The organism is Calditrichia bacterium (genome assembly GCA_020634975.1).
Classification (GTDB): Bacteria; Calditrichota; Calditrichia; order RBG-13-44-9; family J075; genus JACKAQ01.
Window position 1 is genome coordinate 557,745 of the sequence record JACKAQ010000001.1, and the last position, 22,887, is coordinate 580,631.

The window sequence follows — 22,887 nt, forward strand, 5'->3', positions numbered from 1 at the left end:
GCACAACCGAAAAAGGTGTGTTCAGCTGCGTTTGCTTTTTCGGGAATCTTGCAAACTGCGTTACCGGATGTTAAGTTGTAGCGATCGAAAAAATATTGAACCGGAGCGATGTTTTGCCAACAACCCATTCGTTAAATTTACATGAGTTTTCCCGCGTTACCGGACTCAGCGTTGCTGCTGCTGAGCGTTATTTTGCCGGTGGCATTTTGCCCCAAATCGGTGTGGAACAAAAGATTCGAGCCAATCAAATTTCATGCGGGCGACTGGTTTTCCGGTTACTGCAGCAGGGATTTTCCCATGAAATGATCACCCGGATTTTATCGATTATTTCGGACAGCACGGATTGTTTTGCAACGCTTTCCCAACGGTTGCCTGAAATGCAACGGTTATTTTCAAACGATCCGGGCGGGTCCGAAAAGCTGGCAACCCTCATCAAAAAGGAGGATGACATTCGTACGGAATTGCTCGCCAACAAAATGATAATTGAAACAAAAACAGCTCCGGCAATTCTGGCAGCCTGCATTCGCTTCAGTGGAAATGCACACGATACCGGGTTGTGCCTGGGAATCCTGAATCGCAAAATGGCAGGAAATATCGCCGGAAAACCGTTTTGCCTTTTTTATGATGCGGGCATTTTGCCGGGAAAATCGGATATCGAAGCCTGCATTCCCGTTCACAAAAACATCGCGGCAGACGCTGTTATCGTCCGGGAAATACCGGAAATGACAGGGTTTGCAATTCATTTTTCGGGTAGCTACGAATTGTCCGGGCGGGCGTATGAGCGACTGTTTACGCACTTTTCATCACACCAAACTGAATATAAACTACCGTTTTGCGAAACTTACCTCAAAGGCTCCGGAATGGCAATGCAGGGAAACCCGGCTTCCCAAAAAACAGAAATTTTTATTCCGATTGCTGAATGAAAATTTTTGGAATTTTTCTTTTACCTAACTTCAGAATTTTGTTTGGCTGCCGTAAATATAGCATACAACAACTTGATTGGTGTGGCAGGGAAAGTGACGAATTTCCCGTTGACATAATGAAAATATCATAAAACGGATTTTATGAGCTGGTAAACCAGGGAAGGGAAACCATGAGAACACCGTTTAATAGCAATCCTTTCGAGGAAGAATTAGAGAAAAAGCGTTCGGCGGAACGCTCTGCAGCGAAACCCTCCTATAAAGGTATTTCCCGAATCGATTCTGATCACAATCATACCCACGGGTGGTATGTGCGCATCCGGCAGGATGGAAAAGTGCGCTCCAAATTTTTCAGTGACCGTAAATATGGCGGCATTGTTCAGGCGCTGCGCAAAGCTAAACGTTTCTACAAAAAAGAAATGATGAAAGTGCTGGACGATACGCTGGGCGAAGCGCCGAAACAAATTCCCGATCGCGTGATTGTTACCAAAAACAAAAACAATAACACCGGTGTTATTGGTGTGCAGCGCATCGAACGGAAAAATCCCGGCGGAACAATGTATCAGGCGTTCCGGGTGTGCTGGACGGAGCGGAGCGGAAAAGCCCGCACAAAATTTTTCTCCGTTAGCAAACATGGGGAAAAAAAGGCTTTTGAAATGGCATGCGATTATCGCAGAAAAGTGTTGTTAGAGGAGTGATGTTGCGGCAAGGTGCCGGCTGTGCATTTTGCCAGCCGGCATTTCTTTTTGCAAATGGTTAATCCGAGGTATGTTGGGAGATTTTCGATCGCCCGCAAAATGTGACCGGCTCGGCGTCATTGGCAGAATTTGTTTTTTTGTCCGATTTTTTGCATTCTGGACACGTTCCTTCAAACAATATTTTGTATCCCTCAATTTCAAAATTGTTATTTTCCGGAATGGGAATGGCATTCAGCGTGTCGTCGTGAACGTCCATTACTTTTTTGCATTTTTTGCACAAGAGGTGGTGGTGTGGGTCGATATCAGCATCGTATCTCGCCAAATCATTCAATTCTGTTACTTTTGAGAGAAGCCCGTTATCGGACAAAGTTTCAAGTGTTTTGTAAACCGTTGCCAGCGAAATAGAAGGATACTCAACTTTTACGGTTTTATAAATGTCTTCAGCGGTCGGGTGCGATTTTGTGTCTTTCAGCGCTTTGTAAATCAAAATTCGCTGGTAAGTAACATTCAACCCACGTTCCCGGCAAGACTTAATAAATGTTTCAACAGATTTCATTCCTAATCAACCTCCAAAGATCTCAACGACTATCGGTGCCCAAATGGACTAAAAGATACATTATCGCTAAAAAAAAGACAAGCGGAAAATGCGATCAAAAAAGTCCGGTTTAGCTAGCGCACCAACATTACTTTTTGCGATTGTCGCTGAATGGGTGTGTGCACTTGCACCACATAAACGCCGGAGGCCACCGGAACGTTCCCGTTATCATCGCCGTGCCACTGGAAATGGTGTTCGCCGGACGAGAGCAACCCACCGTGGAGGCGTTTGACCAAACGGCCATCGATGGTGTAAACATCCACCCGGACGGGCGCTGATTCGGTAAGTTCGAAGGAAATGGTTGTTTGAGGATTGAACGGGTTCGGATAAGCCGGATGCAGTGAAATTAACTGCGGATTGACAGCAGTATTATTGTACCGTTCGTCAATTCCGGTAACGAGGCGGTTGTTTTTGAATAGCGGCAACGGATTATTTTCTGCCGGCGATTCGTCGCTGACATCTCCGTTGCGATAGGCGAAAAATAGGTTGCTGCCATCGATCGGATAGTTGGAACGCTGAAAATTCTGCCCTTCGCTCCAGTCCAATTTTTTGTTGGCACCATTGTTAAATTCATCGATGATAGTGCTGCCGTTTACCAGCCGGATGGCGTCTTCGCCGCCATCAAACGGGAAACCGCTGGCGGTGAAATCTGCTGAAAAACCATATGCATTTTGAAACGCGCTGCCGCTGCGCGCAACGACAACATATCCCAATGGCGGAATGCTGCCACTCAGGCTGCGGGTGCTGCTCGGTGATGTATCGCCATCATCAAAATATTGCAGCGAGTAACCGCTTAAATTAATTGTATTGCGGGAATAATTGAAAATTTCCACGTACGATGCGCTGCCGGAAACGGACTCCGCGCTATTTACTTCGCTGATGAGCAGGCTCGACGCCGGCTCGTAATCCAGCGATAGCAAATTAAACCACGCTCGGGAACTGGTGGAATTTGACGCCAAAACCATAATTTCCCCACCACCGGTGTGCGGCTGATACGATACCGACGGATCGTTAAAAACATCTGTGTGATTTTTCAGAATCACCTGCCAGTCGGTGTGATCAATTCCCCGAAGATTATCCAGATCGAGCGAAGCGTAACGAATGTAGTTGCCAACAGTGGCAAAAATATACAATTTATTTGCGGATTCATCCACCGTGACTGTGGGGCGGGTGGAGTTGCCGGGAAACTCGGTGTGAATGGGATAGGAATTCCAGTTGCCGCCGTTGCTGCGATGAAACAGACTGAAGGTTTGACCACTGGATCCATTGCCCAGTTTTACGACAGCATACAAATTATTTTCAAAATCTTTGACCATGCTTACGTGATCATCGGCGCTGCCGATACTCGGGAGCGATTCTTCAGTCCAGTTACTTGTGGAGGTTGGGTTTTGGTTATCCGCCAGCCGAAAAAAACGATAGGTCAAATCGCCGCTGCCCTGCCCGACAAATAGTCCCACATAATTTTGCCCGCTTTGGGTGAAAGAAATTGCGTCTGTCAACGCAGAATTGATGCTGCTGCGAATCTGGAACCGGTTTGTCCAAGTTACACCGTCGTTGCTGCTGTGCAATCCGTACAGCGTACCGACGCGTGCAAAAAAGAGGAACAAATCACCATCTGCAGCGCGGGTGATCACCGTAGGGTCGTTGCTGTCTGCATCCAGATCCACAGCCACAGGAAAGCCACTGTCCATCGAAAAACTGCCGTTTGACCAGGTGAGCCGGGCAACCCGTTTCCGCAGCGAGAAAGAAATATACACCTTGTTGCGATCCGCATCGACATGCGCATCTGGTGAATCTTCACCGGAAACCGCCAGTGCCATCACCTGCTGCCAGGTTTCATCGCGATATTGGTAGAGAAACCAGTCTGCGCTGTTCACATTTCGGAAAACGCCCCACCAACTGCCCTGATGCCAGAAAACCTTGCTCTGGTTGGCTTTGTCTGTATTGATGCGGATATTCGCAATTTCGTGCCCGATGATATCCTGCGTGAATTGTGCCCAACCCAATTGGGTCCCGGCGAGCATCCAAAACATGACCAGTATTATGCGATTGTTCTTCACCGATTTAAACCTCTAAATCTATGTAATTATTTTATTAACATCATTTTGTGAACGGAGCGGTTTTTCTCCGTTTGCACCAGATAGAAATACATGCCACTGGCAATTTGCCGGGCATCGAATTGCACAGTATGATAGCCGGCCGGCATCTGCTCATTCAGCAATACCGCAACTTGCTGACCCAAAATATTGTAAACAGAAATTTTCACTTTTTCCGCAACCGGAATGCCGAAACGAATGGTTGTTTGCGGATTGAAAGGGTTCGGGTAATTTTGATACACCACAAATTGTTGCGGCATATTGCCGTCGTCATCGCCAATACCCATTACGCCGATGATCCGAACACCGATGGTATCCGAAACGCTGGCACCGGCGGCATCGCTGACAGTAACCACCAACTCCGCAGTGACTGAGGCATTCGTCTGTTTTGCACCAACTTGAAGCCAGCCGGAATCGGCAAGCCAGCTAAACGCCAGCGTATCCGGAAACGCCTGCCAGGTGATATTCATCGCGGAAAGCGAATCGTCCACATCGCTGATGGCGTCCCAAATGCGCAGCGTATCCAGCATATCGCCGTTGAAAACGATGCTGTCGGGCAATCCGGTGAGCAGCGGCGCATCGTTCACTGGCGTTACCGCAATCGAAACGGCTGCGGTATCCGTCACACCCTGACCGTCGCCGATCACATAATTGAAACCAAATGTGCCGTCGAAATTGGCTGCGGGTTCAAAAAACACGGCGGTATCGCCTGACAAAACAGTGATTGTTCCACCAGTTGTCGGGGATAAAATTGCCACTATTCGCAGCGTGTCGCCGTTCGCGTCGGCATCGTTTGCGAGCGGCAAAAATGTGGCGGAGCTGTCTTCTTTTGTGATGAAATTATCGTCGGTCGCAACGGGAACGGAATTGCTGTCTGCCACATCAATCTGGAAAAAAACGGATACGTTGATCGCCGCTACGCCAGTATCGCTGGCAGTAATTTCAATGCCGGGATAGCTGCCGCTGTCGCGAAAACCGGGTGCCACTTTCAGCGTTGCGCTGCCGTTGCTGATATTCATAAATTCAGTAAAAACAGGCAGATTTGCGGTCGTAAAACTGATCGGATCGCCATCGGGATCGCTGGCGGTTACTGCCAATAACAATGTGTCGCCTTCGCTGAGCGATGTATCCGGAATCGCGGAAAGCACCGGCGAACGGTTGACGTTTTGCACAGTGAGTACAAAATTTTCCACCGTTGTGACTGCCGGGGAGCCGTTGTCGGTCACTTTTACATCGATCGAAAAAACGCCGGCGTCGCTAAAACCGGGCAGAAAATGCAGGCTTCCAGTGCCATCGCCGCTGTCGCTCAGCGTGCCGAATGCTGGCAAACCGTCCACGGAAAATGCCAGGCTGTCGCCGTCGGGATCGCTGGCGGAGATGTCGAATATGAGCGAATCGCTTTCATTCATCGTGCGATTGGCAATCGCAACTATCACCGGCGCGCGGTTGGTGTCTACCACGGTCAGCACAAAACTGAGCGTATCCGTCAGTTGCGGCGTTCCGGTATCGCGGGCAATCGCGGAAATGGTGAAGCTGCCGCCATCGCCAAAACCGGGCGTAAACCGGAAGTTTCCGCTGCCGCCGCCGTTATCCGTAAACGTGCCGAACGCGGGCACATTTTGCGCGGAAAGCACCACCAAATTGCCATCGGGATCAACCGCCGAAACGGGCACGTTCAGCACTAATCCCTCACGAATGGTTTGATTGGCGATCGCCGAAATTTCCGGCGCGCGGTTGGTGTTGGTTACCGTGAGCACAAAATTTAGGGTATCGGACAATTGCGGAATACCGGTATCGCGAGCAATCAAGCGAATGGGATAGCTGCCGGACGCGTTAAAATCCGGGGCTATCCGCAGATTTCCGGTGCCGCCGCCGTTATCGGTAAAAGTAGCGAACGCCGGTAAATTGGCTGCGGAAAGGATGACGCCATCGCCATCGGGATCAGTTGCCGTTACCGGCAAATTCAAAATATTGCCTTCCGGCATCGATTGGTCGGTAATTTCGGTGAACTCCGGCGCACGGTTTACGTTACCGACGGTGAGCACAAATCCGGCGGTATCGGACAGCGCAGGTGTGCCGTTATCCAGCGCCACCACTTTGATGCTGTAATTACCCGAGCTGCCAAATTCCGGTGAAAATTCAAAACTGCCGGTACCGTTGCCGTTATCGGTGAAGCTGCCGAAATCGGGCAAATTCAGCACCGAAAGCGTCATCGCGTTGCCATCGGGATCGCTGGCGGAGACGGGAACCGAAAGGCTGGCGCCTTCATCCACCTGCCGATTGGCAATGGCCGTCACTACCGGGGCGCGATTCACATTGCTGATGCTCAGCGAAAATGTGACGGTATCGGACAGCGCGGGCGTGCCATTATCCAACACGCGAATCGACAGTGTGTAATTTCCGGCTGTCTCGAAACCGGGCGTCAATTGAATATTTCCAGTGCCGTTGCCATTGTCAGTAAATTGGGAGAACGCCGGAATATTCAACGCGGACAACGTGAGGCCGTCGTCATCGGGATCGCTCGCCGATACCGGAACGGAAAGGCTGGCGCCTTCATCCATCGCCTGATTAGCGATCGCAACCAACTGCGGTGCGCGGTTCACATCGTTTACGGTCAGCACAAATCCGGTGGTGTCGGACAACGCGGGAACGCCGTTATCAACGGCAAAAATCTGGATGCTGTAACTGCCCGCATTCGTGAAATCCGTGGTGAACTGGAAATTTCCGGTGCCGTCGCCGTTATCGGTGAAACTGCCGAATGCAGGCACATTTTGGGCGGACAGCGCAATGCCGTTGCCATCGGGATCGCTCGCCGAAACAGCGACGGACAACGCACCATTTTCATTCATCGAGCGATTGGCAATAGCGGTCAGCACCGGCGCACGGTTCACATTGCCAACAACCAGCGTAAAACTGATGGTATCGCTCAATACCGGCGTGCCGTTATCAATCGAAACCAGTTGAATGGTATAATTGCCTTCGTCACCAAAACCGGGCGTAAATTCAATATTTCCAGTGCCATCGCCGTTATCGGTAAATGTGCCGAATGTGGGTAAATTCGGCGCGGTGAGCACCAGCGCATCGCCATCGGGATCGCTCGCAGAAACCGGAACAGCCAGATTTCCACCCTCGTTCACACCCTGATTGGCAACCGCCGCCAACACCGGCGCGCGATTAATATTGTTAACAGTAATGGTAAAACTGGCGGTATCGCTCAGCGTGGGAACGCCGTTATCGACCGCCGCAAGTTTGAGGTTGTAAACACCGGCGTGGCTGAAATCCGGGTTGAACTGGAAGCTGCCGCTGCCGCTGCCGTTGTCCGTAAAACTGGCGAACGCTGGCAAACCGATCGCGGAAAGCGTCAGTCCATCGTCATCGGGATCGGTTGCGGAAACCGGAATAGCAAGGCTGCCGCCCTCATTTACCGCACTGTTGGCAATCGCCGCAATCTCCGGCGCGCGGTTCACATTGCCCACGCTCAGCGTAAAACTGACCGTATCGGTGAGTGCGGGGCTGCCGTTATCTGTCGCAAAAATTTTGATGTTGAAATTTCCGGCGCTGCCGAATCCCGGCGAAAATTGCAGGCTGCCGGTGCCGCCGCCGTTATCCGAAAAGCTGCCAAAAGTTGGTATTCCCTGCGCGGATAATGATATCGCGTTGCCATCCGGGTCCGTTGCCGATACCGGCACATTCAGCACAGCGCCCTCTTCCATCGATTGATTGGTAATGGCCGTGAGCACCGGTGTGCGGTTCAAATTGGTTACAGTCAGCGTGAAATTCAGCGTATCGCTGAGAGCGGGCGTGCCGTTATCCAGCACGAGCAGCACGACAGGATAGCTGCCGGCATCCTCAAATCCGGGTGCGAATTGCAGGCTTGCGGTGCCGTTTCCGTTGTCCGAAAACGTGCCGAATGCTGGTACTGTTTGCCCAAAAATGGTCATTCCGTTGCCATCGGGATCCGTTGCGGAAACCGGCAATGTTAAGCCGCTGTTTTCTGAAATTGTTTGATTGGCGATGGCGGCAAAAATCGGGGCACGATTCACGTTGTTCACTGTCAGCGAAAAACTGAGCGTATCGCTCAGATTCGGCGTGCCATTATCGGTGACAATCGCCCGAATGGTGTAGCTGCCGGCATCTTCATAACCAGTTGTAAATGCGATACTTCCGGTGCCGTCGCCATTATCGGTCAACGCTGCAAAAGCGGGTAAATTCAATCCGGCAAAGCTCATTCCGTTGCCATCGGGATCACTTGCGGAAACGGACACCGAAAGGTTGCTGTTTTCGTTCATCGATTGCGCAACCGTTGCCGCAAAAACCGGGGCGCGGTTCACATTGCCAACGGTTAGCGCGAAGCTGAGCGTGTCGCTCAAATTTGGCGATCCGTTATCAGTGGCGATCAGGCTGAGGGTGTAATTTCCGGCATCTTCAAATCCGGGTGAAATTTGCACCGACGCGCTGCCGTTCCCGTTGTCCGAAAGGCTGGCGAACGCGGGCAAACTGAGCGCGGAAAATGCGATACCGTTGCCATCCGGATCACTCGCCGATACCGGCACAGAAAGGCTGCTGTTTTCATCCACCGATTGCGCGGCTGTTGCTGCAAAAACCGGGGCACGGTTCACGTTGTTCACGGTTAATGCGAAACTGAGCGTATCACGCAAATTCGGCGTGCCGTTGTCGGTGGCGATCAATTCGATAGTGTAATTGCCGGCATCTTCGAATCCGGTGGTGAATGCAATTGCGCCGCCGCCGTTCCCGTTGTCCGTCAAACTGGCGAATGCCGGAATGCTCAGCGCAGAAAGTGAAATCCCGTTACCGTCCGGATCGCTCGCCGATACCGGCACCGAAAGGCTGCTGTTTTCATCCATCGATTGCGCGGAAACGCCGTTCCAGATTGGCGCGCGATTCACGTTGTTCACCGTCAGTGAAAAAGCGACGGTGTCGCGCAACGCCGGTGAACCGTTGTCAGTGACGATCAGTTCGACGGTGTAATTTCCGGCATCTTCCGCGCCGGGAGAAAAGGTGATCGAGCCGCTGCCGTTGCCGTTGTCGGTCAGCGATGCAAATGTGGGTGCGGACAACACGGAAATGCTCATCCGTTGCCGTCCGGATCGCTCGCCGATACCGGCACCGAAAGGCTGCTGCTTTCGTCCACCGATTGCGCGGAAACGGCGCTCCAAATCGGCGCGCGATTCACTTCGCTGATCGTTAGCGAGAAACTGAGCGTATCGCGCAGATTCGGCGTGCCGTTGTCGGTGGCGATCAATTCGATGGTGTAATTTCCGGCATCTTCGAAACCGGTGGTGAATGCAATTGCGCCGCTGCCGTTACCGTTGTCCGTCAAACTGGCAAACGCCGGAATGCTCAGCGCAGAAAGTGAAATCCTGTTGCCATCGGGATCACTCGCCGATACCGGCACCGAAAGGCTGCTGTTTTCATCCATCGATTGCGCGGAAACGCTGCTCCAGATTGGCGCACGATTCACGTTGTTCACCGTCAGTGAAAAAGCGACGGTGTCGCGCAACGCCGGTGAACCGTTGTCAGTGACGATCAGCTCGACGGTGTAATTTCCGGCATCTTCCGCGCCGGGAGAAAAGGTGATCGAGCCGCTGCCGTTGCCGTTGTCGGTCAGCGATGCAAATGTGGGTGCGGACAGCACGGAAATGCTCATCCCGTTGCCGTCCGGATCACTCGCCGATACCGGCACCGAAAGGCTGCTGTTTTCATCCACCGATTGCGCGGAAACGGCGCTCCAAATTGGCGCACGATTCACTTCGCTGATCGTCAGCGAAAAGCTGACCGTATCGCTCAGGTTCGGCGTGCCGTCATCGGTAACGATTGCCGAAATGGTGTAGCTGCCGCCATCCTCAAATCCGGGCGTCAGTTGAATATTTCCGGTGCCATTGCCGTTGTCCGATACCGATGCAAAATCCGGCAGATTCAGCCCGGAAAAACCAGTCCGTTGCCATCCGCATCTGTCGCGGAAATCGGCACGGAAAGGCTGCTGTTTTCGTTCATCGATTGCGCGGAAACCACCGCAAAAACCGGCGCTCGATTCACATTATTTACCGTCAGCGAAAAACTGAGCGTATCTGTCAAATTGGGTGTGCCATCGTCGGTGGCGATCAGTTGAATGGTGTAACTGCCCGCATCGTCCAGTCCGGGTGTGAACGCAACGCTGCCGCTGCCGCCGCCGTTATCAATGAAACTGCCAAACGCCGGAATGCTCAAAACGGTCAGCGAAACGCCGTTGCCATCCGGATCACTCGCCGAAACCGGCACCGAAAGGCTGCTGTTTTCATCCACTGATTGCGCGGAAACGACGCTCCAAATTGGCGCACGATTCACTTCGTTAATCGTCAGCGAGAAACTGACCGTATCGCTCAGATTCGGCGTACCGTCATCGGTGACGATTGCCGAAAGCGTGTAGCTGCCGCTATCCTCAAATCCGGGCGTCAGTTGAATATTGCCAGTGCCATTGCCGTTGTCCGATACCGATGCAAAATCCGGTAGATTCAATCCGGAAAAAACCAGTCCGTTGCCATCCGCATCTGTCGCGGAAATCGGCACGGAAAGGCTGCTGTTTTCGTTCATCGATTGCGCGGAAACTGCCGCAAAAACCGGCGCGCGATTCACATCATTCACCGTCAGCGAAAAGCTGAGTGTGTCGTTCAAATTGGGTGTGCCATGGTCGGTAGCGATCAGTTGGATGGTGTAACTGCCCGCATTATCCAGTCCGGGTGTGAACGCAACGCTGCCGCTACCGCCGCCGTTGTCGGTGAAACTGCCAAACGCCGGAATACTCAAAACGGTCAGCGAAACGCCGTTGCCGTCCGGATCGCTGGCCGAAACGGGCACCGAAAGGCTGCCGTTTTCATCCATCGTTTGGGCGGAAACGCTGCTCCAAACCGGTGCTCGGTTCGTGTTGTTCACCGTCAGCGAAAAACTGAGGGTGTCACTCAAATTGGGTGTGCCGTTATCAGTGGCAATAACGCTGATGGTGTAGCTGCCGGCATCCTCAAATCCGGGCGACAGTTGAATAGCTCCCGTGCCATTACCGTTGTTGGTCAATGTACCGAATGCGGGTAAATTCAGGGTCGAAAAACTGATGCCGTTGCCATCAGGATCGCTACCGGAAACCGGAACGGACAGCGTCGCGCCCTCATTGACAGACTGCGCTGCAATCGCCGAAACCGCCGGAGCGCGATTCACATTGGCAACGCTCAGAGAGAAGGTCCGGCTAGCGGAAAGCGGGCTTGCGGCGTCATCCGTTACGGTAATCTGGATGTTCGGATATGTGCCAAATGCATCGTATCCGGGCAAAAATTGCAGATTTGCGCTGCCGTCGCCGTTGTCGGTCAACGTGCCGAAAGCGGGTAAGTTGGTGGCGGAAAAAGCCAGCGTGTTGTCCGTATCGGGATCGCTGGCGGTGAGCAACAGCGTGAGCGTATCTGCTTCGTTCACCGATTGTCCGGCAATCGCCGGTAACACCGGTACGCGGTTCAGATCGTCGACTGTCAGCGAAAACGCGATGGAATCCATCGCGACGGGCACACCGTCGTCTGTGGCAATAACGCGGATATCAGCGTAGCTGCCCGCATCTAAAAATCCGGGTGAAAAGGTGATAAAACCACTGCCGTCGCCGTTATCCGTCAGACTGCCAAAACTTGGCATGTTGTTCACAGACAATGCAATATTGTGACCTTCCACATCGCTGGATTGAATATTCACCTGCAACGGTGTATTTTCGGTTGTTTGCTGATTGGCAATCGCCGTGATGACCGGCGCACGATTGATGACGGTCAGCGTTACCGGAATCACCACCAACGGCTCGTCCGGATCGTTGCTGGCGACCACCAGTTGGCACTGATAAATCCCGTTTGATAATCCGGTTGCATCAAAAGTAACCGTCACATTTTCGCTACTGCCAGAAGTGATCAGTCCGCTGAAAGGTGTCTGACTCATCCAGTCACAATTGTTTTCCCGGAAGCCGCGACCGCGGATCATCCAGTTGCCCGGAAATCCAAAACTTGAGGTTGTTCCCCACGCCGCTGTTGCCGGAACTGCCGGCGAGCCGGATGGATTGCCGCTATACGTGCCGATCCACGACCGTCCGGCGTTGTTGCCTTCGTCCAATGCGGCGGGTAAATCGCCTTCGAGAATGCCGGCCGTTCGGTTGACTACAGCGATAATCACATCGCCGGGGCCGCTGAGCACCACCGGGCTGATACCGTAAACGGAAAAGGTCTGATCGTCCACGGCTTGCACCGCGGCGTTGGTGTGGCTGGCGAGCAGCGTCGCGCCGTTATCGATGTTGCCGTCGGTATCTTCGTAAACAAAAATATCCACCAGATCGCCGGTGTTCACGCCCAAATCGCTGCCGAACATCACCCACACTTCTTCAAGCGTAAACGGAAATTCGCCGGGATGTGGGGAAAACTGGTTCATCCAGATAAACTGGCCACCGTTGTTCAAACCGATGGCGTTTTCGCGTCCACCGTCATCGATGATCAGCGAAACACTGTTGGTGCTGTTGAAAAATACATTATCGTTAATGGGATCACCTTTGGCGGGCGGTTGGCTGAGCGATGGATTTTCGCTGCGCAACAGCGGCGATGGCGTGCCGGCAACTTTCGGCAACGATCGCTGAACGGATACCGGAATACTTTCGCCCCCGGGCAATTGCAACCGAACGGTTTGGGTATCCTGACTGGAAATATCCCAATTTAGCGTGCCGCCGCCAACGTTGCTGATGTTCAGCGTTCGCTGATCGGTTGTTCCCGGAAACATCGAAATATCAATCGATGCCGGTGAAACGCTAATGTCCGGCAATGCGGAATTCAGTTCAAAAAAATTAACCAGATTTGCCAGAATAGCCTGACGGTTACTACTGCCGCTATCGTTTAATTCAGCCAAAGCATACGAAAAAGCAAACGTTTTTTGGGCGTAAACACCGGAATATTGCACAGCAACCGTGCCATAACCGCTTTCCACAAATGCTTTGCTACCGCCAAAAACGGTGAAGCGATCGATAAAATCGTTGTTGGTTTGCCCGGAACTGCTGAACGACATGCCCTGGGTAACGGTGCCGCTTTGCCCGCTCATGCTGCTGATCGGATGAGTGAACCCGTCTGTCACACTCCCCAAACCAAACAAGCCGTAGAGGATGTTGTTTCCCGACTGGTCGTTCCCGAACGCGTCGCCACCTTCGAGATACACTTTTCCGCCGGATTCCAGATAAATGCGCACCAGGTTTGCCTGTGTATCTGTAAATACGGTTTTGGCGGAACCGTTCGCGCCGGAATTGCCATAGGATAAAAATATCGCATCGTAACCGGTTAACGATACGGGAAAACTGGTGCGGTAATCCACTACAAACCCGGCGGTTTCCAGATAATCGCGAATAAACACACCGCTATAATCGCTGCCACCGGCGCTGCCTTCCCAAACGAGCAACGTTCCGGCTTGCGATGCCGATTGTCGATTTCCGGTTTGCCCAACCACAGAACTTCCTGCGAACAGGGTTGCCCAGAATATCCAAATCCATTTATTTTTTGTCATCCGTGTGATGTAACTCCATGTTAACATACTAACCCTTGTATCCTGCGATTATCCGCCAACTGGATGTGATATAGCACATTTTGTTGATTATCGGAATTTGTGCAACTTTCATTGAATTTATTGAACAGAAATGCATATTTTCTCGAATTGGAGCGGGCGTTTTTTGAGCAAACCGGAATAGCCAGCCGATCAATTTCAAAAAAAGAAACGCTGAAATTAAATTGACTCAAAATTAAATACCCAAACTAATTTTTGAAGTTGAAGCCCAAAGAACCACTGGCGAGAAAGCCGTGTAGCAGTAATACCACACGGCACTAACAATAATACACATTAGATTGATTAAAAGTGAACTGAAACAATCTTTTAATTTTTACTTTTTAAAAGTAATTTTTGGGGGGAAATATTTTTATCGAAACCAAAACATCTGGAAAAAATATGGCAATTTGGCATGGCGAAATATCGCTTGAACGATTGAACAGCTTTAATAAAAACAACCTCGGTGAGCATTTGGGGATCGAATTTACGGCATTTGGCGATGATTATCTGAAAGCTAAAATGCCGGTGGATCATCGCACTACGCAGCCGGCGGGATTACTGGACGGCGGTTCATCTGTTGCGCTGGCGGAACGGCTCGGCAGCATTGGCGGGTGGATGTGTGTCGATTTGGAAAAATACATGTGTGTCGGACTGGAAATTAACGCCAACCACATCCGCGCCGTACGCGAGGGATATGTGGAAGGCATCGCCAAACCGCTGCATATCGGGAGGCGAACCCATGTGTGGGAAATCCGCATTCAAACGCCGGAGGGCAAGCTGGTCTGCGCCAGCCGAATCACCCTGCAAGTGGTTGAAAAAACCGCGATTTAGCGAACGAGCATCATTTTACGGACTTGCCGAAAATCGCCGGCTCGCAATTGGTAAAAATAAATCCCGGATGCCACCGGATTTCCTGATTCGTCCGATCCGTTCCATTCAACCTGATATTCGCCTGCGGATTGAAATCCTTCGGCTAAGGTTGCGATTTGTTTGCCCTGCACATCAACAATTTTCAGCGACAATTGCGCTGCCTCGCTGAGCGAATAGCGAATCGTGGTTTGCGGATTGAACGGATTCGGGTAGTTGGCATCCAGTCGGAATTGTGCCGGGTTTTCGCCGGTTTCGACCGGAATTCCGGTGATTCCCTGCCCTTCCCGCAATTGCCAGATTTGCCCGGCAGCCAGGTTTTGCACCACATCTTCCGTTCCCGACGGCCAGTGAATCCGCAGCGAGTCGATCTGCAAATCGCTGCCCAAACCGATGGTTTCGGTAGTACTGTGTTGCGATAAATAGCTCGTACCACAGTGGATGGATCGCAGTTGGCGCTTCCCGCCGTGATAAATTTCCAGCAAACTGCCCACTGCATCGCGATTGCTAACGGTTCCCTCAAGCACCAGTTTTACCCAATTATTGCTGCCGCCGCTGTTTTTCCAGAGGTCGGATGGCCCGAGTTCGTTCAACACTGCAACATCGGGATAGCCATTGCCGTCAACATCGCCGATGGCGGAACCGTAGCCAAACGAGGCGTCGCCGTCCATCCCGATCCCGCTGGTTTGCGAAAACGTGCCATCGCCCAAATTTTCGTAGAGCACATTCCAATTGTTCGGCAGACCGGTGGCGACTGCCACAAACAAGTCGAGATCGCCATCGTTATCAAAATCAAAAAAATTAACGCCCCAACAGGCTTTGTTCACCGCAACGCCGGCGGCGTCCGCAACTTCGGAGAAGGTGCCATCGCCGTTATTCCGCAACAATCCGTTGCCAAACGGATCGTTGGAAACATACATATCGAGATCGCCATCGGCATCGTAATCGCCAACGGTAATGCCCATCGAATGGAAAGAAAGGTTGCTGCCGGAAGCAACGCTCACATCCGAAAACGTACCGTTGCCATTGTTTCGCAACAGCGAATTGCCAAAAAAGCGGTCGCTGCCGATGTAAATATCCTGCCAGCCGTCCGCATCGTAATCGATCGCAACGACTGCCAGCGGATTTTTGCCGGCATCCGCAACGCCGGCTGCGGCGGTCACATCTGCAAAAGTGCCGTCGCCATTGCTTTGGAACAGCACGTTGTCAATTGCGGGGCTGTGGTTGGTCAAATAAACATCCAGCCACCCATCGTTATTGAAATCCGCCCAACAGGCTGCGATTGTGGTCAGGTCTTCCGCGATCAATCCGGCGGCGGTTGTCACATCCGCAAAAACGCCGTTTTGATTCGCAAATAATTTGCTGCTCCCGTAATAATTGGCAATAAACAAATCGCGGTCGCCATCGTTGTCGTAATCGACCCACAACACGGTTTTGGATTCGAGGTTATCCGTCACGTTCAGCGCTGCGGCAACTTCGGTAAACGTGCTGCCGTCCACGTTGCGATATATCATCAGCTCTTCGCCTTCGCCGGTGGCAAAAGTAAGATCATCGCGTCCGTCGCCGTCAAAATCCGCAAAACTGACGCCGCCGCCGTAAAATGTGTGGTTCACATACATGTGCTGAACACCCATCACCGTGGCAACATTTTCGAACGTTACTGTTTGCGCAACCGCCGCATCGTTCAGCACAGCCACTGTAAATGCTGTAAAAACAATATTCCAGAACCGATATTTCATTCGATCACCTTTTTTTCGACATCATTCAAATGTTGTTCATTTTACCAAAAACGAACTAAAAAATCAAGGTTGATCCCGGCGATGTGCGACGCTGCCGGGTTGGGATAAACCTTGACAAAAACATCACAGTATCGTACTTTGGCGGGTGAATACGCAGATAATTAGCATCCGGAGGAGCTGTTGAAAATCGGGCTTGTGGCAAATACCGGTAAACCGTTTTTTTGGGAACAATATCCGGCGATACTGGCGTGGTTTGCCAAACAGGAAGTAACGCTGACAATTGCGGAAAGCATTGCCAATGCACCGGAAAATCCCGGTATTTCGCAGCCGCCGGTAACGCCGGATGAATTATTGCCGCATCGCTGCGACATGATTTTGGCGGTTGGCGGCGACGGCACCATGCTGCGAACCATCGCGATGATCGGCGCAAAAGAAACACCTGTTTTGGGCATCAACGTTGGCGGACTCGGTTTTTTGACGGAAATTTTGCTGGAATCGTTCGCCGATGAAATGAACAAAGTGCTGGCCGGAGAATATCGGCTGGAAAAACGGCAAATTCTGAAAGCCGATGTCGAAGGGTTGGATAAGCCGCTGTATGCGCTCAACGAAATTGTGCTCGACAAAGGCGGTGCCATTCGCGTGATCGAAATTGAGGTGCACATCGGCGGTGAATATCTCAACGCGTATGTTGCGGACGGATTGCTGATTTCCACGCCAACCGGTTCCACCGGCTACTCGCTGTCATCCGGCGGTCCGATTATCGTGCCGTCGACCAACGCGCTGATTATCAACCCGATTTGCCCGCATTCGCTGACCAACCGCCCCGTTATCGTGCCGTCCGATTCGAAAATTGAAATCATTGTCCGCACGGAAGCACCCGCGTTCATCGTTTCACCGGACGGGCAGGAAGTTTATCCGCGTCCGAGCCGCACCAAAATTCGCGTCGAACGAGCGCCGCATTCGGCCATTTTAGTGAAGCCGTTGCACAGCAATTATTACCGGCTGCTGCACAGCAAACTCAACTGGGGCAAAGATTTCCGCGATAAAAATCGCTGGAGCCACAATTCGTGATCGGCTGGATGCTCGGCGGCGCTTGCTTTCTGATACAGCTGTATTTCCAGATATGGCTGTGGCGCGGCATGCGCAAATTGTCGCAGCAATCACCAAAAAAAACGCGTCCCTCCTCCCCCGTTTCCGTGATTATCGCAGCGCACAACGAAGAACAATCGTTACCGGAATTGCTCCGGATTTTATCCGAACAAACGTTGCCGAACAACCAATTCGAGATTATTTTGGCGGCTGATCGCTGCACGGATGCGACGGTTCAAATTGCACGATCATTTCAGCAACAATTACCCAACTTACGCATTATTGACATTTCCAGCACACCAAAGAATATTTCCCCCAAAAAAAACGCGCTGCAACTGGCGATAAATGACGCCACATTTTCCCGGCTGGTTTTTCTGGATGCGGACGTGTTGCCCACCCGGAATCATTTGCAAACGATGCAACAATTTTTTGACGATGGCGCGGCTGCTATCGTCAGTTTGATGCGGCTGCGACAACCCAAAAATGTGTGGGAAAATTTTCTGGTGTTCGAAAAATTGATTAGCTGGTGCATTGCGGCGGCGGGTGTCGGATTCGGCAAACCGGTGATTTCGTATGGCGGCAACTGGGCGTACACCCGCGATGCGTTCGAGCAGGTTGGCGGCTTCGGCAGCATCATCGATTCGCTCAGCGGCGATGACGATTTGCTGCTCCAGAAATTCGGCAGCGCCGGATTGCCCATCGCGTTTTGCAGCGATCCAAACGGTTGGGTGACGATGGAACCGCCGGAATCGTTCGCCCATTTTTTGCGCCAGCGTCGACGCCATTTTTCCGCCGGAAAGCGGTACAGCACATCACTGCAAACGGGATATTTTTTTTATCACGCCAGCAATTTGGGCATTTGGCTGAGTCCGCTGTTTCATTTTCCGGCAATTGCACTGCTCATCGCCAAACTGCTCATCGACGGATATTTGCTGCATCGCGGCGGCAAACGTTTCCGCGTTTCATTTTCCGCTGCGAAACAACTGCTGTTCAATTTCGGATATCTGGTTTACAACACTTTGGTGGGTCCGTTGGGGCACATCGGCAAAATCCGCTGGTGAAATTTAAAAATATTTACCCCAAAGGACACATCGTTTTTAGCTGAAAACTGATAGCACATTCACTCATCCACTCAATGCCCCATGCCCTGCATCATCGGAAAAATATGCAGCAATCCCGGAAAAATCGCCTGTAAACTTTCCCGCGCACCGTTGCTGCTGCCCGGCAAATTGATGATCACACATTTCCCGCGAACACCGGTAATTTCCCGCGAGAGCATCGCGTATGGCGTGCGCTCTTTGCCGTGTTTGCGCATGGCTTCGGCAATGCCGGGAAACTCCCGTTCGATCACCGCAGCGGTGGCTTGCGGCGTCACATCGCGCGGACCCGGACCGGTGCCGCCGGTGGTGAAAATCAGGTCGAACTGTTGCGCATCCGCCATTTCCGTCAATCGCTCGCGTATCTGATCCTGCTCGTCCGGCAGAATGTCGTATGCGGCAACATCCACCGGCTGGCTTGCCAAAAATTCGGTGATAATTTTACCGGAACGATCTTCCCGTTCACCGGCAAATGTGGAATCGGAAATCACCAGCACACCCGCTTTCAACGGTTGTTTGAACGTATCGCGAAAATCGCTTTTGCCGCCCTTCTTTTTGATGATTTTCACATCGCCAAACGAGAGGTGTTTGTCCAGCGGTTTGAGCATGTCATACATATTCAGCAACGCACCGGTGACGCCTGTGAGCGCTTCCATTTCCACGCCGGTTTTCCAGACGGTTCGCGCTTCGCAAAACACCCGAATTTGCGATTCTTCAATTTCGAAAGAAACATCCACCCAATCGAGCGGGATGCTGTGGCAAAAAATCATCCATTCCGCACATTTTTTGGCGGAACTGATACCGGCGGCGCGGGCAGTTGCCAGCACATCGCCTTTCGGCACGGTGTTTTCGCGAACCCGTAAAATGGTTTCCGGTGCAGCGTTCAGCACGCCACGGGCTTTGGCGTATCGCAGTGTGTTGAATTTTGGGCTAACGTCGATCATGGGTTTTTCTTTTGTTTTTCATTTATTGTTGCGAAACGGTCGCGACCGTTTCCTACTGTTTATCCGCCGATCAGCGACATCGATTCATTGGTTTCGCCGGATTTCTGGCGATGCTGTTGCGCTTCCCAACCATCTTTGAAACGATTGCCGATGCGCTTGCGGAATGCCTGCTGAATTTCCTGATCACTCGCGGAGCTGCGCAGCAAATCGCGCACATTCAAATCATCCGCGCCATACAAGCAGGTTTGCAATCCGCCCCGCGCGTTGATGCGGATGCGGTTGCAGCTTCCGCAAAATGTCCGCGTAAATCCCGCAATAATGCCCACACTTCCGGCAAAACCGGGAATATTGAAATGCTGCGCAGTCGCCGCAGCTTCGCCGGGCAACGGGTGGATTTCCGGAAATTCCGATTGGAGCAGCGCTAAAATTTTCCGGTGATCCCATTCGATGTGCGGCTTGATTTTGCCCGATCCGTCGAACGGCATTTCTTCGATAAAGCGCACCGAAACCGGATAATTTTGGGAGAGTTTCGCCATCGGTAAAATATCGTTGGTGTTCACACCGTCCATCACAACCATGTTCACTCGCAGGGGAATATTTGCGGCGATAGCGCCGTGAAACGTGTCCATCACTTTGGCGAACACATCGCGGCGGGTGATTTGCCGAAACCGCTCGCGATCGAGCGAATCCAGACTGAGGTTGATGCCCGCAATCCCCAACGATTTCAGCAGCGGTAAATGCGGCGCGGTGAGCACCCCGTTGGTGGTGATGTGCACGTTGCGAATGCCGGGAATCCGGCGGATTTCCCGCAGCAAATCCGGCAAATCCGGACGCACGAACGGCTCGCCGCCGGTGATGCGCACTTTGGTGATGCCCATTTGCGACAGCAAATTGAGCAATCGGATATTTTCAGAAAATGTCAGGGTTTCGTTGCGGGGCAGGAATTTCATGTGCTCCGGCATGCAATAAACGCAGCGCAAATTGCACACATCCGTCACCGCCAGCCGCACATAATTGATGCGGCGACCGTGATTATCGATCAGCATTTTTTCCTGCGAATCAACCGCGTGCCGATGGGCAACGGCAGTGTTCATAATTACTCCTTTCCAAACACGGGAGGCGAAACTGTTTCCGGTTTCACCCTGCTCCGGCGGTTACCGGAGTGGCAATTTGCCATCGGCCGGTTTGCCATATTTCGCGGGAAACACAGGCTATCCGGCTCGGAGTTTTGACGAATGAACCATTCATTCGTTGATGTTCAATATAATTCCTATTTGCCAAAAATAAAATGGAAGTCTGATGTTGCAGTTCCGGTGAAAATCATTCGCATCCGCTGCGAATTGAAAAATTATTCATTTTCATCCATATTTTACAGATCACATTCATTTTGTCGATATCGTATTTATTGTAATCACTAAAAAATTTGCACCAGACTGCATGCAGCGGTCGAATCCGTTTCTCAAAAAAACACACAACCGCGATGAAAAAACATTTCAGAATCATCACATTTATTTTCATTATTTTTAACACTTTACCCGCAATTGCGATGCCCGATCCAACGGCAATCGATTCGATAAACGCATTGGGTCGCGACTATATTTATTCCAACGTTAACCACTGCATCAGCGTTTTCCGGCAAAATATGGAGGATGCCAAAGCCATCGATTATCCCGCTGGCGAAGCGAAAGCGGCGCAAAACCTGGGTGTTGCGCTGTATATGAAAGGTGAATACGATGAAAGCGTTGCGGCATATTTGCAGGCTATTCGCATCTACGAATCACTGAATTTGCTCGAAGATCTGGCATATGCCTACGGCGATTTGGGGTATCAGATGAAACGGCGCGATCTGCCGAAAGGCAAATCGTTTATGCAGCAAGCCATTCGCATTGCCGAGGCGCATGCATTTAACCAGGCGTTGTGTGCGTTGTATGATAATTACGGCGTGATTCAGGAAATGAGCAGCGAAATTGACAGCTCGCAATATTTCTACCAAAAATCACTAACGTTGAAAACCGAATTGAAAGATACTGTTGGCATTCCGTTCAGCCTGAACAATTTAGCCGGCATTTATACTACAAAAGGCGATTTCGCGAAAGCGGAAGAATTGCTGAAACGCTCCGATGAATACCGCAGCCGAGAAACAGGCAATTACGGCAGAATTGTAAACATGCTGCTGTGGGGCGATTTATTTTTGAAAAAGGGTGCTCTCGATTCTGCGATTTACCGCTATCAAACCGCGATCGGAATGCCCGGCGCGTTCGAGCAGGGTTATCTGGTCAGCTATTGTTACAACCAACTGGCAACGCTTTACGAACAAAAAAAGGATTATTATAACGCATACGTCAACCAGAAAAATTTTGCGGCGCACAACGATAGTTTGCTGAATATCCAAACCAACAGCCGGATTGCCGAATTGGAAATCGAATTTGAAGCGGAGAAAAAAGACCGGCTGATCGCCGAAAATCAGTTAAAAATAAAAGATCGCAACGAATTATTGGGCATCCTCGGTATCGCCATTTTGGTGCTCTTGTTTGCCAGTTTTGGCATCTGGAAATACCAGCATTTGAAAAAAGAACAGCTTCGCAGCGAAATGGCGCTGAAAAACCAACTGAAACAGGCGGAATACGAACAGAAAATTTCCGATGAAAAGCTGCGCATTTCCCGCGATTTGCACGATAACATCGGGTCGCAATTAACCCTGCTGATCAGCTCCACAGATAATCTGGCATACATCAAAGATGAAGCCGTCGTGCAAAACAAACTGGCGGAATTGAGCGATTTCGGGCGCAGCACGCTGGATGATTTGCGCAACACCGTTTGGGCGATGAAACACGAAGACGGCAACATCGACACGCTGATGTTGAAACTCAACGACATCAAACGGCGCTTGAGCGGCGGCGATTATGCGTTGGAAATTACCAACGCGATCGATGGCGAATTGCGGTTGTCATCTGCACAGATGCTCAATTTGTATCGCATTGCCCAGGAAGGGTTGCAGAATGCGATCAAACATTCCGGCGCAACGGCTATTCAGCTCAAGTTCAGTAAAAACAATGGCGAGTTGCAGATGCGCATTTCCGACAACGGTCGCGGATTTACCGCAACCAACGGCAGCATCGGCAGCGGATTGCAAAATATGCAGCATCGCTGTGTGGAAATCGGCGGGAGTTTTGCGATACAATCCGGCGATGCCGGAACGGAAATCCGTTGCGCCATTCCGGTATAACAGCGGTTGCACGATACGCACA

At 51.4% G+C, this 22,887-nt stretch carries 14 protein-coding genes and 1 riboswitch; of the genes, 6 read left to right on the plus strand and 8 right to left on the minus strand.

What is annotated here, in order from left to right; genetic code table 11:
* Positions 1-113 precede the first annotated feature (113 nt).
* Both H6629_02260 and H6629_02265 read left to right on the plus strand, forming a co-directional pair.
* Positions 114-923, plus strand: a complete 810-nt coding sequence (locus H6629_02260; protein MCB9066621.1) for a GyrI-like domain-containing protein — start codon at positions 114-116, stop codon at positions 921-923.
* 170 nt (positions 924-1,093) lie between these two features.
* Positions 1,094-1,618 (plus strand): hypothetical protein, encoded by a 525-nt coding sequence (locus H6629_02265; protein MCB9066622.1) that lies wholly within the window; start codon positions 1,094-1,096, stop codon positions 1,616-1,618.
* Between the two features lie 58 nt (positions 1,619-1,676).
* Here the strand turns inward: H6629_02265 and H6629_02270 are convergent, their stop codons facing one another.
* The 5 genes from H6629_02270 to H6629_02290 all read right to left on the minus strand — a co-directional run bounded on the left by H6629_02270 (position 1,677) and on the right by H6629_02290 (position 13,867).
* Positions 1,677-2,174, minus strand: coding sequence for a transcriptional repressor (locus tag H6629_02270; protein MCB9066623.1), 498 nt, complete (start codon positions 2,172-2,174; stop codon positions 1,677-1,679).
* Between the two features lie 113 nt (positions 2,175-2,287).
* The gene (locus H6629_02275; GenBank protein ID MCB9066624.1) at positions 2,288-4,273 is read right to left on the minus strand and encodes a lamin tail domain-containing protein; all 1,986 of its coding nucleotides are present in this window, start codon (positions 4,271-4,273) and stop codon (positions 2,288-2,290) included.
* 26 nt (positions 4,274-4,299) lie between these two features.
* Positions 4,300-9,486: a tandem-95 repeat protein gene (locus H6629_02280; GenBank protein MCB9066625.1), complete on the minus strand. Its 5,187-nt coding sequence runs from the start codon at positions 9,484-9,486 to the stop codon at positions 4,300-4,302.
* Positions 9,399-10,079 carry a cadherin-like domain-containing protein gene (locus H6629_02285; GenBank protein ID MCB9066626.1) on the minus strand — a complete coding sequence of 227 codons (681 nt, stop codon included), beginning with the start codon at positions 10,077-10,079 and terminating at the stop codon, positions 9,399-9,401. The genes H6629_02280 and H6629_02285 overlap by 88 nt, the downstream gene beginning before the upstream one ends.
* A 167-nt stretch (positions 10,080-10,246) precedes the next feature.
* Positions 10,247-13,867, minus strand: coding sequence for a hypothetical protein (locus H6629_02290; protein MCB9066627.1), 3,621 nt, complete (start codon positions 13,865-13,867; stop codon positions 10,247-10,249).
* Positions 13,868-14,302: 435 nt separating this feature from the next.
* Here H6629_02290 and H6629_02295 point away from each other — a divergent pair, with 435 nt between their 5' ends.
* Positions 14,303-14,734 (plus strand): hotdog fold thioesterase, encoded by a 432-nt coding sequence (locus tag H6629_02295; protein ID MCB9066628.1) that lies wholly within the window; start codon positions 14,303-14,305, stop codon positions 14,732-14,734.
* On the opposite strand, the gene H6629_02300 is transcribed toward H6629_02295, so the two are convergent.
* The gene (locus H6629_02300) at positions 14,731-16,509 is read right to left on the minus strand and encodes a VCBS repeat-containing protein (protein ID MCB9066629.1); all 1,779 of its coding nucleotides are present in this window, start codon (positions 16,507-16,509) and stop codon (positions 14,731-14,733) included. The genes H6629_02295 and H6629_02300 overlap by 4 nt on opposite strands.
* 180 nt (positions 16,510-16,689) lie before the next feature.
* Here H6629_02300 and H6629_02305 point away from each other — a divergent pair, with 180 nt between their 5' ends.
* The gene (locus H6629_02305) at positions 16,690-17,580 is read left to right on the plus strand and encodes an NAD(+)/NADH kinase (GenBank protein MCB9066630.1); all 891 of its coding nucleotides are present in this window, start codon (positions 16,690-16,692) and stop codon (positions 17,578-17,580) included.
* On the plus strand, positions 17,577-18,659 hold the full coding sequence (locus H6629_02310; GenBank protein MCB9066631.1) for a glycosyltransferase: 1,083 nt from the start codon (positions 17,577-17,579) through the stop codon (positions 18,657-18,659). Before H6629_02305 ends, H6629_02310 begins: the two co-directional genes overlap by 4 nt.
* A gap of 71 nt (positions 18,660-18,730) precedes the next feature.
* Here the strand turns inward: H6629_02310 and H6629_02315 are convergent, their stop codons facing one another.
* A complete protein-coding gene (locus H6629_02315; protein ID MCB9066632.1) occupies positions 18,731-19,639 on the minus strand; it encodes a bifunctional molybdenum cofactor biosynthesis protein MoaC/MoaB in 909 nt (302 codons plus the stop codon).
* Positions 19,640-19,698: 59 nt separating this feature from the next.
* Entirely contained in the window at positions 19,699-20,685 is a 987-nt protein-coding gene (gene moaA / locus H6629_02320; GenBank protein MCB9066633.1) for a GTP 3',8-cyclase MoaA, read from the minus strand.
* Between the two features lie 37 nt (positions 20,686-20,722).
* Positions 20,723-20,877: riboswitch (molybdenum cofactor riboswitch) on the minus strand.
* A 242-nt stretch (positions 20,878-21,119) separates the two neighbouring features.
* Between moaA and H6629_02325 the strand changes: the two genes are divergently transcribed.
* A complete protein-coding gene (locus H6629_02325; GenBank protein ID MCB9066634.1) occupies positions 21,120-22,865 on the plus strand; it encodes a sensor histidine kinase in 1,746 nt (581 codons plus the stop codon).
* Positions 22,866-22,887: the final 22 nt, after the last annotated feature.